This is a genomic window from Paenibacillus sp. FSL R7-0331, from assembly GCF_000758645.1.
In the GTDB taxonomy this organism is placed as follows: Bacteria; Bacillota; Bacilli; order Paenibacillales; family Paenibacillaceae; genus Paenibacillus_AQ; species Paenibacillus_AQ camerounensis.
This window is the reverse complement of sequence record NZ_CP009284.1, coordinates 4,275,977-4,289,879: the sequence shown is the minus strand read 5'-3', so window position 1 is coordinate 4,289,879 and position 13,903 is coordinate 4,275,977. Positions and strand designations below refer to the sequence as shown.

12 protein-coding genes are annotated in these 13,903 nt (G+C 53.3%); 11 read left to right on the top strand and 1 reads right to left on the bottom strand.

The genetic code is table 11. The annotated features are described in order from the left end of the window. Positions 1 to 11 precede the first annotated feature (11 nt). Positions 12 to 1,940, top strand: coding sequence for a thioredoxin domain-containing protein (locus R70331_RS18275; protein ID WP_042177687.1), 1,929 nt, complete (start codon positions 12 to 14; stop codon positions 1,938 to 1,940). Between the two features lie 72 nt (positions 1,941 to 2,012). Here the strand turns inward: R70331_RS18275 and R70331_RS18270 are convergent, their stop codons facing one another. After that, positions 2,013 to 2,798 carry a PaaX family transcriptional regulator C-terminal domain-containing protein gene (locus R70331_RS18270; RefSeq protein ID WP_042177685.1) on the bottom strand — a complete coding sequence of 262 codons (786 nt, stop codon included), beginning with the start codon at positions 2,796 to 2,798 and terminating at the stop codon, positions 2,013 to 2,015. 456 nt (positions 2,799 to 3,254) lie between these two features. Here R70331_RS18270 and R70331_RS18265 point away from each other — a divergent pair, with 456 nt between their 5' ends. The 10 genes from R70331_RS18265 to R70331_RS18220 all read left to right on the top strand — a co-directional run bounded on the left by R70331_RS18265 (position 3,255) and on the right by R70331_RS18220 (position 13,875). Further along, positions 3,255 to 3,947, top strand: coding sequence for a metal-dependent hydrolase (locus tag R70331_RS18265; RefSeq protein ID WP_042177682.1), 693 nt, complete (start codon positions 3,255 to 3,257; stop codon positions 3,945 to 3,947). 252 nt (positions 3,948 to 4,199) lie between these two features. Further along, a complete protein-coding gene (locus R70331_RS18260; RefSeq protein ID WP_081947654.1) occupies positions 4,200 to 4,814 on the top strand; it encodes a glycerol-3-phosphate responsive antiterminator in 615 nt (204 codons plus the stop codon). 104 nt (positions 4,815 to 4,918) lie between these two features. Further along, positions 4,919 to 5,740, top strand: a complete 822-nt coding sequence (locus R70331_RS18255) for an HAD-IIA family hydrolase (RefSeq protein ID WP_042177679.1) — start codon at positions 4,919 to 4,921, stop codon at positions 5,738 to 5,740. 492 nt (positions 5,741 to 6,232) lie between these two features. Then, positions 6,233 to 6,967, top strand: coding sequence for a glycerophosphodiester phosphodiesterase (locus R70331_RS18250; RefSeq protein ID WP_042177677.1), 735 nt, complete (start codon positions 6,233 to 6,235; stop codon positions 6,965 to 6,967). A 4-nt stretch (positions 6,968 to 6,971) separates the two neighbouring features. Then, positions 6,972 to 7,715: a glycerophosphodiester phosphodiesterase gene (locus tag R70331_RS18245; protein WP_042177674.1), complete on the top strand. Its 744-nt coding sequence runs from the start codon at positions 6,972 to 6,974 to the stop codon at positions 7,713 to 7,715. Positions 7,716 to 7,970: 255 nt separating this feature from the next. Continuing rightward, positions 7,971 to 9,059: an ABC transporter ATP-binding protein gene (locus R70331_RS18240; RefSeq protein WP_042177670.1), complete on the top strand. Its 1,089-nt coding sequence runs from the start codon at positions 7,971 to 7,973 to the stop codon at positions 9,057 to 9,059. Continuing rightward, a complete protein-coding gene (locus tag R70331_RS18235) occupies positions 9,056 to 9,934 on the top strand; it encodes a carbohydrate ABC transporter permease (protein WP_042177666.1) in 879 nt (292 codons plus the stop codon). The genes R70331_RS18240 and R70331_RS18235 overlap by 4 nt, the downstream gene beginning before the upstream one ends. Before the next feature lie 12 nt (positions 9,935 to 9,946). After that, positions 9,947 to 10,774, top strand: coding sequence for a carbohydrate ABC transporter permease (locus R70331_RS18230; protein WP_231576309.1), 828 nt, complete (start codon positions 9,947 to 9,949; stop codon positions 10,772 to 10,774). Between the two features lie 81 nt (positions 10,775 to 10,855). Further along, positions 10,856 to 12,166: an ABC transporter substrate-binding protein gene (locus R70331_RS18225; RefSeq protein WP_042177663.1), complete on the top strand. Its 1,311-nt coding sequence runs from the start codon at positions 10,856 to 10,858 to the stop codon at positions 12,164 to 12,166. A gap of 188 nt (positions 12,167 to 12,354) precedes the next feature. Beyond that, complete coding sequence (locus R70331_RS18220) at positions 12,355 to 13,875, top strand: serine hydrolase domain-containing protein (RefSeq protein ID WP_042177660.1); 1,521 nt, start codon at positions 12,355 to 12,357, stop codon at positions 13,873 to 13,875. Positions 13,876 to 13,903 lie beyond the last annotated feature (28 nt).

Here is a 13,903-nt window from a genome sequence, read left to right as displayed (position 1 = left end):
GGTGTCACGTAATGGAGCGCGAAAGCTTTGAGGACCAGGATGTCGCCAAGCTACTCAACGACAACTTCGTAGCCATCAAAGTCGACCGCGAGGAGCGGCCGGATATTGACGGGCTGTATATGTCGGTGTGTCAGGCGTTGACCGGGAGCGGGGGATGGCCGCTGACGGTGCTGCTGACGCCGGACAAGAAGCCGTTCTATGCGGGCACGTATTTCCCGAAAAGGCGGATGCTGGGGCGCATTGGATTGATGGATATTCTGGAGCAGATCCATACAAAGTGGGAGCAGGACGGCGATGCGCTGGACAAGCTCGGCGATGAGCTGCTAGCAGATCTGCAGGAGCTGGACCGCAAGAATGCCCAGCAGGCGGGCGGGGGTAGCGGAGCGCTGCCCGGTGAAGAGCTGCTGCATGAGGCGTTCTCGCTATACCAGCGCCAGTTCGACGAGGAATACGGCGGGTTCGGCAATGCGCCGAAGTTCCCGACGCCGCATAATCTGTCGTTCCTGCTGGCATACAGCCAGACTTACCAGCAGCCGGAAGCACTGCGGATGGTGGAGAAGACGCTGGATAGCATGTATCGCGGCGGGATATATGATCATATCGGCTTTGGATTTTCCCGTTACTCGACGGACCGGGAATGGCTGGTGCCGCATTTTGAGAAAATGCTCTACGATAACGCGCTGCTGGCCATCGCTTATCTGGAAGCTTTTCAGATTACCGGGAAGCCGCTGTACGCCGAGATTGCCGAGCAGATTTTTACGTATGTGCGGCGCGATATGACTTCTCCTGAAGGGGCATTTTACTCTGCCGAGGATGCTGATTCCGAAGGTGTTGAAGGCAAGTTCTATGTCTTCACCCGCGATGAGCTGGCGGAAGCGCTGGATCTGGAGGACATGCATTCCTACTGCAATGTGTACGGCGTTACACCTGAGGGCAATTTCGAGGGTGCGAATATTCCTAACCTGCTGCAGGGGCTGCCGGAGGACATGGCTGAACGGATGGGTATGAATCCGCTCGGCATGAAGACGCGGACCGGGGAGTGGCGCGAGAAGCTGTTCGCTTACCGCGAGGAGCGGATTCATCCGCTGAAGGATGATAAGGTGCTCACCGCCTGGAACGGCCTGATGATCGCGGCGCTGGCGAAGGGCGCGAAGGCGCTACAAAAGCCGGAGTATGCCAAGGCAGCGGCAGCAGCGGCGGATTTCATCTGGGAGCAGCTGCGCCGGCCTGAGGATGGCCGCCTCTTGGCCCGATACCGTGACGGGGAAGCGGCGATTCCGGCCTATGTGGACGATTATGCCTTCCTGATCTGGGGCCTGACCGAGCTATATGAAGCAACGGGTCAAGTGGTCCATCTGGACCGGGCGCTGCAGCTGAAGGATGGATTGCTTGCGCTGTTCAGCGACGAGGAAGGCGGGGGCTTTTTCTTCACCGGCATAGACGGGGAAGAGCTGCCAATACGTTCCAAGGAGCTGTATGACGGGGCGCTGCCGTCTGGCAACTCGGTTGCAGCCAAGCAGCTGTACAAGCTGTCGGTGATTACGCAGGATGTGGAGCTGAAGGCGGTGGCCGAGCGGACCGCAGCCGTGCTGGCTTCTGCGGCAGGAGAATATCCGCCGGGTTATTCGATGTACCTGCAGGCGCATCTGGGGCTGCTGTCCGGCGGACGCGAATGGGTGCTGTCCGGCAAGCTGGAGGACCCTGTCCTGCATAGCATGCTGGCCCAGGTCCAGCAGACGTACCTGCCGGATGCCTCGCTGATCGTCAACTATGCAGGCAGTGATGGTGAAGATCTGCACAAGCTCCTGCTCCATCTACAGGATAAGCCGGCGGTGGACGGGCAGGCTACGGCTTACGAATGTCGTAATTTTGCCTGCCGTGCCCCGCTTACCAGCCTTGATGCAGTCAAAGAGCTGCTGGCCACCGGCCGGCAGGTGTAACAGAAATACAAAAGGGACAGCCCGCAACAGGGCTGCCCCTTTTTCCCTTTGTTTCCGACCCAGCCCGCAATCTCAGGTAAACTGAGCATAAAAGGAATCCCGCGGAATCGCCGCAGCCACCCTGTGCCACTGGGCCTGAAGCTCGGCGATAACGGCCTTGCCGGGCCAGCCAGCCGGCAGCAGCTCATCCGGCAGGGAAGGGTCGGCCATGATCAGGCCGCTCATCTCCTCGCCGATCTGCAGGAACAGCAGGAACAGCGGCAGTGCCTCACCGGTGCGGATAGCCTCATCTGCAAGCGGGATAAACTCCCGGGAGATCCAGGCGCTTTTATCTAAGTACAGTGCTTCGAGCTTATCCAGCTGCCAGATGTCCCAGGCCTTGGCCGGGGTAATCGTTCCTTCCGCAAACTCGCCGCGCAGAATGGAGACATTGCCGGTGAGCTGCAGGCTCTCCACATACTCCGTCACTTCCTGGCGATAATTCCAGGGGGAGATGTAGACACTGTTATATAGAAGCCCATAGCCAAGCTGCAGAATGGCGGTACGAAAAGCATCCCGTTTCCTGCGCTCCTGCTCCGGGACCTCGAGCATGACCACATCCCAGGTATGATCCCACTGCTGCTCATAACGGGCCGGTTTGCTGTTAATGGACTTGATGTAGGCGCGTCCGGCAGAGGTGATGCAATACAAGGAACGGACCGGTGAGGCAATGTAGCCCTCTTTTTTCAGACGGGACAGGCTGTTGCGGATATAGGTAGAGGTGTAGCCTCTCAGTTCATAGATTTCCACGAATTGCTGGACGTTCATCCGGTCCACGCGGGACAGCAGGAAGAGCATAGTTTTTTCGACAGACAGCACGTTCTCACGCCTCTCTTGACAGGTAGTGATAACGAATATATTATAAATATAGACGTTCGTTATAAAAATAGATATATTGAGTGGTGGAAGAAGTGAATGCGCAACTGTTGCAGCGCCTGTCCATACTCTTTTGTCATTGTAACGTAAACGGTATGCTTTTGCACGGCGAGTCCATGAGCAAATATGCAGATTGAATTTTAGAAAAGATAAAGGGAAGAGTGATGGTAGGGAATTTTGGAACTGTAGGAGCGGTAGCGTCCGCCTGAAAGCTTTTCGCAGAAAAGCTCGCTACGGAAGCATAGTCAGTCTGCGGATTTCCACCGCAATTAGCGGTACAAATCAAGAAATCTGCAGAAGGGCAGCGGCCGGAAGTCCAAACATTCTCTGGAGTTGCGAATCAACCCGAAATTAACTAACTCAAATTCAATCTAAATATCAGAAGAGGAGAGATAAGAGATGAAGGTTATTTTTCACGGCCATTCCTGTGTACAGCTTGAGGTAGGCGGTAAGTCGCTGATTATCGATCCTTTTATTAGCGGTAACCCGGCTGCGGTGACGAAGCCTGAGGATATTAAGACAGATGCGGTGCTGCTGACCCATGCGCATGCGGACCATATTCTGGATGCTGCGCCGATTGCGATTGCCAATAACGCGCCGGTAGTGGCAACTGTGGAGCTGGCTACGTATATCGGATGGAAGGGTGTTAAGCAGACGATCGGGATGAACATCGGGGGAACGGTTGACCTCGGTTTTGCCAAAGCGACGATGATTCATGCTTTCCACACCAGCGGCATTACACTTGACGATGAGCAGCAGATTATTTACGGCGGCATGCCTGCGGGCTACATCATTGAAGCGGAAGGCAAAACCATTCTGCACGCCGGTGACACCGGGCTGTTCAGTGACATGAAAATGTTCGGCGAGCTGTATAACATCGACCTGGCGATTCTCCCGATGGGCGGACATTTCACAATGGGGCCGGAGCATGCGCTGATTGCTGCCAAATGGCTGAACGCCAAGCATGTATTGCCGGTGCATTACAACACCTTCCCGCCGATCCGTCAGGATGTAGCAAGCTTTGTGGATGCCTTGGCTAAGGAAGGGATTCCCGGTACAGCCCTTGAATACGGCGGAAGTCTGGAGCTGTAACAAGCTATAACTTTCTGTAACGATATAGATTCGTAGAGAGGCATCACTCCGGTGGTGTCTTTTTTTACGCGTTGATGCAGGCAGGTTCTCGATCATATGGTTAAAAGAAGGCAAAATGCTCGCGTCCCCGTTAACACTAACTTTTACATCCCCCGAATACGGGGCCAACAAAAGAGCTGTAACATTGGTTTCAGGGCCGGAAGCGATACAAGCCGGTGACCAGGCGATAAGCGAAAGGGAGTGTGCCTCAGCATGAAGCATAACCCCATCATTGCTTCAATTACGGTAGAATCACAGATCAGGCAGGCTATAAGCTGCACGGTGAACAGGGTAAACCTGATGACCGGCAACATTAACAATCTGGGACAGCTTGTACGGCCTTTGCAGGAAGCGGGCAAGCAGGTTTTTGTACATGTCGAGATGGTCGGCGGAATCGGGCGGGATGCGGCGGCGATCCAGTATCTGGCTGAAGCTTTTAAGGTAGACGGGATTATTACCACCAAAAGCAATGCCATCGCTACAGCCAGGCAGCACGGGCTAGCGAGTATCCAGCGGGTATTTGCAATCGACTCGGCGGCAATAGAGACTGCGCTGCGCATGATTAAGTCGAGTAATCCTGATGAGGTTGAGCTGATGCCCGGTCTTATGCCAAGGATTATTAGTGAGATGAAGCAGCGTATCGGGCAGCCGCTAATTGTTGGCGGATTGATCCGGCACGAGGAAGAGATCAGCAGTGCACTGGAGAGCGGCGCAGACTACGTATCAATCGGCGACGCGTCATTATGGAAAGACCTGAAACTACATACAGCACCCCGGGGTGGAGACGATGAGAAAACCCAGCGGTCAGAAAACGGTGTTCCGATCTAACGTATGCCTATACGCGTAGAGGAGGGCTTCCTTTCTGGAGCTGGTTTTTTTGTGCGCAAAATTCCGGTTGTACCGGCAACATGAGAGAAATGAGGTGGCCGCAGATGGACATCGCTTCGTATGAGGCATATTGCTTTGATCTGGATGGAACTGTGTTCATCGGGGATCAGCTGCTTCCGGGAGTGGAGCAGGCAGTGGCAGAGCTGCGCAGGCGCGGCAAAAAAATTCTTTTTCTCACCAACAGCGCGGTGCACACCCCGCTGGACTGTCTGAACCGGCTGGCCGCAATGGGCCTTAGCTGCCGGGAAGAGGAGATATTGACCGCGTTGTATGTCAGCGGTATGTATTTTGCCAGGCTGGAGCCGGGGGCGAGGCTGTATCTGGTCGGTGAAGACGTGATGCGCAGGCAGATGGAGCTGTGCGGCGTGACGGTTACGGACGATCCGGCGGCGGCAACGCATGTGCTGATCGGCATGGACCGCAGCTTCACCTACGAGAAGCTGCGGCTTGGAATGACGGCGGCGAGATCGGGGGCAGCGCTGGTCGCTGTGAATCCCGATCCGGTCTGCCCGGTGCCGGGCGGCTATATTCCTGATACCTGGGCAATCGTCAAAGCCCTTGAGACCGCAGCCGGTAAGCCGTCCGAGCTGGTGATGGGGAAGCCGTCACTGTACTATGCCCGGGAAGCACTTCACAAGCTGGGATTTGCCCCGGAGCAGTGCCTGATGGTCGGCGACCGGCTGGAAACGGACATTCTGATGGGCCATAGCAGCGGCATGCATACCGCACTGGTACTAACGGGAGTGAGCTCCCGCACGGATATTGAGCGGATGCAGATTCAGCCGCATTATGTGCTGGACACGCTGGCAGATATTGTACTGCCGGGGATCATGCATGAAAGAACAAGCTATCTAGCAACCAACTAAATTTATAACCTGATGAGAAGACGATCTATCGCTTCCACAGCGAGAAGATCCTATGAAATCAAATAAAGGCGGCAGTGCCCGCCCTTTCCTCTTCTCGGTGATGCACTTGTCCTGTTCGAAGGCAATGAAACGGCATAATGAATGTGCCAGGCTGAAATAACTGTACTTTCTGCAACTAAACCTGGCTAAATAGCTCCGCAGCAGGTTTTAACTGCACTCTATACATTTATATTTTCCGAAAACGCCCGGAACAGGCCTTTTTAAGGAAAATAGATGCGCGGAATACAGTTATTCTCTAATAATGATTAATTTCTGCTGTTTTAATTGTACAAAGTACACTTAAACCGATTTGACTCTGAACCGACTGACTGAGGTTGGCGCTTTAGCAGGGGAGATCCACTGCTGCCCGCCCCTAAAGCGGGAGCAGGAGACGTTTTGCTAGTCTGTTAATGATGTTCTATTTAGACCCATTATGAGGAGGTTGAACAGATTATGAACAACTGCAAGGTTTTGGCCCACCGCGGAGCGAGCGCTTATGCCCCTGAGAATACGATGGAAGCCTTCCGGCTGGCGGTTGAGCAGGGGGCAGACGGTCTTGAAATTGATATTAATCTCAGCAAAGACGGGGAGATCGTCGTGATTCATGATGACAGCATTGACCGGACCTCGGACGGACAGGGTGACATTACCTCATACACCTTGGAGGAGCTTAAAGCCTTCAATTTCAATAAGGGTTTTGCAGAAAAATATACAACTGCACGCATCCCTACACTTCGCGAGGTACTGGAGCTGGTGAAGGAGTACGGGCTGTATCTGAACATTGAGGTCAAGGATATCCTGTCCAAAATGGAGCTGTACGCCGGGCTTCCCGGAGCAGCAGCTGAGCTGGTGCGGGAATTCGGGCTGACGGAGCAGGTGATTTTCTCCTCCTTCAACCATTACTCGATGGTGAGGCTGAAGAATGAGTACCCGGAGATGAAAACAGGGCTGCTGTACATTGCCGGACTGTACCAGGGGGCTGAATATGCCCGGCTGACCAAGGCTGACGCGCTGCACCCGGTGTTCTTTGGAGTGAACCGTGAGGCTGTGGACGAGGCGCGTGCTGCCGGGGTACAGGTTAACGCCTGGACAGTGAACGAGCCCGAGCATATCGGCTGGATGCTGGCGGCCGGCGTGGATGCGATTATTACGGACCGGCCGGATGTCTGCATCGGGCTGAGAGGTTAACAGGATGAACAAAACAACGATTTTGGCCCACAGAGGGGCAAGCGCCTATGCGCCGGAGAACACGATGGCTTCATTTGAGCTGGCCCGCAGGATGGGGGCACAAGGCATTGAGCTGGACGTGCAGCTGACCCGGGACGGCAAGCTGGCCGTTATTCATGACCACACGATCGACCGTACATCGGACGGCAAGGGCCGGGTAAGCGAACTGACGCTGGCGGAGCTGCGGGAATATGACTTCTCCTACACCTTCCAAGGGGAGTATAGCACCGAGGGAAGCCGGATTCCTGAGCTGAAGGAAGTCATGCAGTTCGCCAAGGAGCATCAGCTGTATATCAACATTGAGACTAAGGATTATGCTAACCCTTACGGAGAAGTGAATATCCGCACAGCAGAGCTGGTAAAAGCCAGCGGCTATCAGGAGCAGACATTAATCTCTTCCATTAACCATAACGCAATGGCCCGGCTGAAGCGCGAGTATCCGGAGCTGCGGACCGCGATTGCTTTTATGGAGAGCTATTACCGGATGGATGTATATGCGGCCAGCTGCCGGGCAGATGTGCTGCATCCGTATTACCTTGGTGTGGACGCTGCGTTCATGGAAATAGCCAAGAACAACGGGTATGAGGTGAATCCGTGGACTGTGGATGATGAAGCGGAGATTCTGCGGCTGCAGCAGCTCGGAGTAACAAGGATTATGACCAACCGGCCGGATGTGGGCGTGGCGGCGCTGAGCAAGGTGACGGTATAGTTTGGACTGAATTCTAACAATAAGGGAAAGTGGCGGAGGGGAATTTTGGAACTGGAGGAGCGGAGCGTCCGCCTAAAAGCTTTTCGTAGAAAAGCTAGCTCCGGAAGCATAAGCAGTCTGCGGATTTCAACCGCTAACAGCGGTACAATCCAAGAAATCTGCAGACAACAGCGGCCGGAAGTCCAAACATTCTCTGGAGTCACGGCGAAGCCCAAATGCCCATATCGCATACTAACCCCGCCAAAGGAGGAAACCATGAGCAGCATTGTACTGGAGAACGTAAGCAAAGCCTACGGCGATAAAAGCATCATAGAAGGATTGAATCTGACGATTGAGAGCGGAAGCTTCACCGTGCTGGTCGGGCCGTCCGGCTGCGGTAAATCGACGACGCTGCGGATGATTGCCGGGCTGGAGGAGCAGACCGGAGGCCTGATCTCCATCGGCGGCAAAAGCATGAACCAGGTGGAGCCGGGCAAACGGAATCTGGCGATGGTCTTTCAGAATTATGCGCTGTATCCCACAATGACGGTGGAGAAGAATATCGAATACGGATTGAAAAATAACAAGGTACCCAAAGCCGAGCGGAAGCGCCTGATCACCGAGATTGCCGAGACGGTGGGTTTAACCAAGCATCTGCACAAAAAGCCGGAGTTTCTCTCCGGCGGCGAGCGGCAGCGGGTCGCGCTGGCCCGGGCGATGGTCAAGAAGCCGGCGGTCTTCCTTATGGATGAGCCGCTGTCGAACCTCGATGCCAAGCTCCGCCAGCAGATGCGCATCGAGCTGATTGAGCTGCATAAGAAGCTGGGCGCGACCTTCATCTACGTTACACATGATCAGGTGGAAGCAATGAGCATGGGCACACAGATTGTGCTGATGGACGGCGGGCGGATTATGCAGGAGGATACGCCGCACGGGATCTACAATGAGCCGCGCAATATGTTCACCAGCCATTTTATCGGCACGCCGCCGATGAACATTCTGGAGCTTGCCCGGTCAGGCGGCATCCTTAGCGAAGCACCGCACGGGGCGAAATTCTTCGGGTTCCGGCCGGAAAAAGCGAAGTTTGTGCCCGAGCCGGGGCTTGCGTGTGAGCAGTTGCTTGAGCTGGATGCCGTCCTCAGCAGCCGCGAGCTGCTTGGCTCGGAGGTGATTTACAAAGCGGTGCTTGCAGGCGGGCAGAGCGTATCCGTCAAATGCTTCGACAGTCCCGAGCGCAGTCTGGAGCCGGTTAAGCTGTATGTGAACAAGGAGCATTTATTCTTTTTCGACGCACAGGAGCAGCGGATACCGGCAGACGCCAGCAGAGCAGGCGTGACTGTTTCGTCCATCGGGGACACAGCATGAAGAACCGTAGTAAGAGCATGAAGCTGCTGCCTTATCTGCTGGTTGCACCGGCGGTAATGATCCTGACGATTTTTTACATCTATCCGATTCTCTATAACGTATACCTGAGCTTCTTCACCTGGAATATGCGCGGGCCGATGAAGTTCGCGGGACTGGATAATTATATCGAGCTGTTCAAGGGCCGCGATTTTCTCGGTATCCTGAGTAACACCCTGCTCTATATGGTGATGGATGTGACACTGGTGATGGTGCTGGCGATGCTGTTAGCCCTCTTTTTGCAGAAAAACACGTTCATCAACCGCTTCATCCAGACGCTGAGCTTCACGCCGAACATTATCTCCCTGATCTCGGTCTCGCTGATCTGGATGTGGCTGATGAATACCGATACCGGGCTGTTCAACTATCTGCTCTCCCTGATCGGGGCCGGGCCGGTGGGCTGGCTGACGGATAAGCAGGTGGCGTTATTTTCACTGGTGCTCGTGTCGGTCTGGAAGTCGGTCGGCTTCAATGCGCTGATTATTACCTCGGCCCTCGGCTCGATTCCCGCTCATCTGTATGAGGCGGCGGCGCTGGATAATGCATCGAAGCAGTCTGTCTTTTTCCAAATCACGCTCAAAATGATCTCCCCGACCCTGTTCTTTCTGATCCTGATGAACATCATCGGCTCCTTCCAGGTATTCGAGACGATCAACATCATGACCCAGGGCGGACCGGCGAATGCCACGAACACGCTGATCTTCAGTATCTACAAGCAGAGCTTTGAGTACTACCGGGTCGGTTATGCGGCGGCGATGGCGGTGGTGCTGATGGCGATAGTGGGGCTGATTACGATTTTCTACTTCAAGGCCCTGAACAGACGGGTCCATTACCGGTAAAGGAGCAGACTTGTGAAAACATTGATAAGAGCGCCCGGGCTGGCCTTACGTATCCTAATCTCGGTGCTGCTGATCGTCATCTTCCTGACGCCGTTCTACTGGATGATCCTGACCGCCTTCAAAACACTGGGCGAAGTCCTGGCGATGCCGCCGAAATTCTGGGTCCAGTCGCTGCAGTGGCAGAACTTTAAGGATGCTTTTACCCGGATTGATTTCCTGCATTATACGCGGAACTCCCTGATTATTACGCTGGGAACGCTGATCGGTCAGGTGCTGGTGGTTGTTCCGGCGGCTTATGCGTTTGCGAGATATGAGTTTAAGGGGAAAAATTGGCTGTTCGGCACTGTGCTGGCGACAATGATGATTCCCGGACAGCTGATCTTTCTGCCGATCTTCGTTATGTTCGCGAAGTCCGGACTGCTGAATACTTATGTGTCGCTGATTGTCCCTTTTATCGCCAGCGGTACGGCCATCTTCATGCTGCGGCAGACGTTCATGCAGGTTCCTGACTCCCAGCTTGAAGCGGCGCGGCTCGATAATGCCGGAGAATTCAAAATCATCTACACCATCATGATGCCCGCCGCAATCCCGACCCTGTCTACGCTTGCACTGCTGACGTTTATCGGGACGTGGAACAGTTACTTTTTTCCGCTGGTGTGGACGACGACGGATGCTGTCCGGACACTGCCGCTCGGTATTCAGAGGCTGCAGGATATTGAGGGCTTAAGCCCTCAGATTGTGATGGCTGGGAATATGATGCTGATTGTGCCGATTCTGATCGTATTTGTGGTGGCGCGCAAGCAGATTATCAAGGCGTTTACTTACATGGGAGTGAAGTAGCGGCAGCGTCCGCAGGCTCCCGTGCTGATCCATAGCTTCAGCAGTACACATTAGAGAAGGTTCTAGGAGGAGAAGTGGACAATGAGTATGTGGAAAAAGAAAGTTCTGCCGTTAATGATGACAGTTCCTGTAACAATGGGGTTAGCTGGTTGTGCGCAGACAGATGCTGAAGTATCGGCGGCGCCGTATGAGAAGGGGGATCAGACAATAGAGCTGCAATTCTGGACCTCGGCTGTTGAAGAGGTGAACCAGGCGCTGGTGGACCAGTTCAATGAAACCAAAGGTGCCGAGCTGAACATCCACGTTAATGCCGAGTATCAGGGCGACTACTGGGAGATGCAGCAGAAGGTGAATGCCGCGGCCATTGCCGGTACGCTCCCGAATGTGTTCGTGGACGAAGTGGCGATGACCAAGGGTTTTGCCGATAATGATATTATTGTAGATTTGGAGCCTTATATTAAGGCAACGGACTTTGACCGGTCTGATTTTCAGATCGGAGATCTGGGTAACCTGTACGTCGGTGAGGACCTGTACGCCTTCCCGCATATGAGAAGTGTGCCGGTGATGTATGTGAATAAGACGCTGGCGGCCAAAGCGGGACTTAATGCGAACGGCCCTGCTACCTTTGCCGAGCTTGAAGCGTACCTGCAGGCAGCACATGATGCTACCGGCGAACCGCCGATGTACCTGTTCAACTACGATTTCTGGGTAATGGAGGCGCTGCTGCATTCCTACTCCGGGACTACAGTTGTTAACGCAGAAGAAACGGAATCGAATATCAACAGCGAAGGCGCGGTTAAGCTGATTACCTTCATTGAAGAGCTGGAGTCCAAAGGACTGGTCAAGGTGCTGGGCGTTACCGACTCAGATGCCTTTTATGCCGCAATTGCCAAGCCAAGCACAGCCCTGATCTTTGCCAGTATCGGCGGTTACAAGACGTTCGCAGGGATGGCGCAAAAGAACGGGCTTGAGCTGGGTGTATCGATGATCCCGACAGGAGAAGATGGAACGCGGGGCGTGCCGGTGGGCGGCTCCAATACGTATCTGGCTAATACCGGATCGGATCAGGAAAAAGCGGCTGCCTTCGAATTCATGAAATGGCTGTCCGATACGGAGCAGGCTGCTTACGCTTCTGCCAACACCGGTTATCTGCCGACCCGCCTGTCTTCACTGGATACCGACCTGATGAAAGAAACGATCGCGGCATTCCCCGGCTACCAGGTAGCTTCCGACCAGCTCGAATTCAGCAAAATGCGTCCAATGACCGGTGCATACCACGAGATCGAGGACCTGATGGGCGGCCGGATTAACGAGATCTGGCTGGAGAACCTGAACATTCAGGAGAGCCTGGATAAGCTGGCTGAGGAAGTGAATGTGATTTTGAACCGGTAGGCTGTACGGGGAATCTTAAGTTGAATAATGAGAGTGTAAAGCTTCTGCTGATCTTTGGCGGGGCTTTTTTTATGTGAAGATGGTTACAAGATGCAGTGAAGGGAAAGGGTAGAACGTCAAATTCTATGTAATGAAATACCTGAATATGGAGCTTGCAGGGATCGAATGACCAGGGGGAGAGAGAAGCAATGAGGAGATTTTTTACGGGAAAAGGGAAGGTAATAGGCAGTCTGGTTCTCATAATCGTGATATTTACGGTGTTCTGCTGGCAGGGGCTAGGGAGCCTGTTCACGGCAGGAAAGTATGGGACGGTAGATGAAATGACAGAAAGCGTTATGCTCAAAACAGCTACACCGGGTGTAGCGGCCTTAATAAGCAATCAGGGGAAAACAGAGTTTAAGCTATACGGCTACGCAGATGCTGAACAGCACAAGCAGGTCACTGAAGATACCCTTTTTGAGCTGGGCTCGACTACGAAGGCCTTTACGGCGTTGGCTGTTATTTTGCTGCAGCAGGAAGGACGACTTTCGTATTCAGATCTGGTAACAGACTATCTGCCATGGTTCGGGCCTGCTTTTAAGGGGGCAAAGACGGGTATAACGATCAACCAACTGCTGGCTCATACCAGCGGAATTCCGGCCTGGAGCATCCGGTTAATTCCTGAGGGCACTACGGCGGAGATGCTCAGTAACACTGTACATAAGATTTCTGACATTGAATTAGATACATACCCGGGTACTGGATATCAGTATGCGACGGTTAATTATGATATTTTGGCGCTGATCATCGAACAAGTTACAGGTATGAGCTATCAGGATTATGTAGCACAGAATATTCTAATGCCTTTAGGAATGTCAGACAGTTATTTTGCAACAGGGCAGGAAAAGGAACCGGAGCAGCTCAGTAAGGGCTATCGTGTGTTTTTTGGCAAAAGCATAGCGTACGATGCCCCTAGATACTATGGTAATATAGCTGCCGGGTACCTGGTAACGAATGTTAAAGATTTAGAGCGCTGGGTTCATGCCCAACTGGATACCGGGAATATTCCGGATCATTTAAGAAAAGCAATCCGGCAATCACATGAAGCAAGGCCAGAGACAGCAGGGTTGGAGGCGGAAGGTCAATATTATTCGTACGGCTGGAGCAATGAACAGGATGAGCAGCTAATCCGCCATAGCGGGAGCAATCCCAACTATTCCTCACAGGTCATCATCAATCTGGAGCAGCAGACAGCTGTGTTTGTACTGGCCAACCTGAATTCGGCGGCTCCGTCGCTGATTGCGCACAATCTATATGAGAATATGAACGGCAATGCCATGAAAGCCTATAAATACGATGATACATATAATCTAATTGATGTGGTGTTTTCGTTCTTGGTCCTGCTGGCCGTTATTAGCATAACTCTACAAGGGATCAGACTGGCTGGAGGGAGCAGGGGGGATATTCAAAACGAACGGTCAAGAAGCCGAAAAAGAATAATAGCAGGTCTCTCTCTAAGTCTCAGACTGCTGCTACTGGTGCTAATTGTGATCTGGCCTTACCTGATTCAATACAACTACTACATGATCAGCGTGTGGATGTCTTCTTCCGTCTTTATATGGATGGGGCTTGCTGCTGTCAGCTGCGTGTTATCGGTAATAAGCCGATGTATAAAAATAGCCGGGCTGAAAAGCGCTGGCGTTAAAAGCATAACAGGTAGATCGATGTGAATAAGGAGATTCTCACCGAAACGTTAAA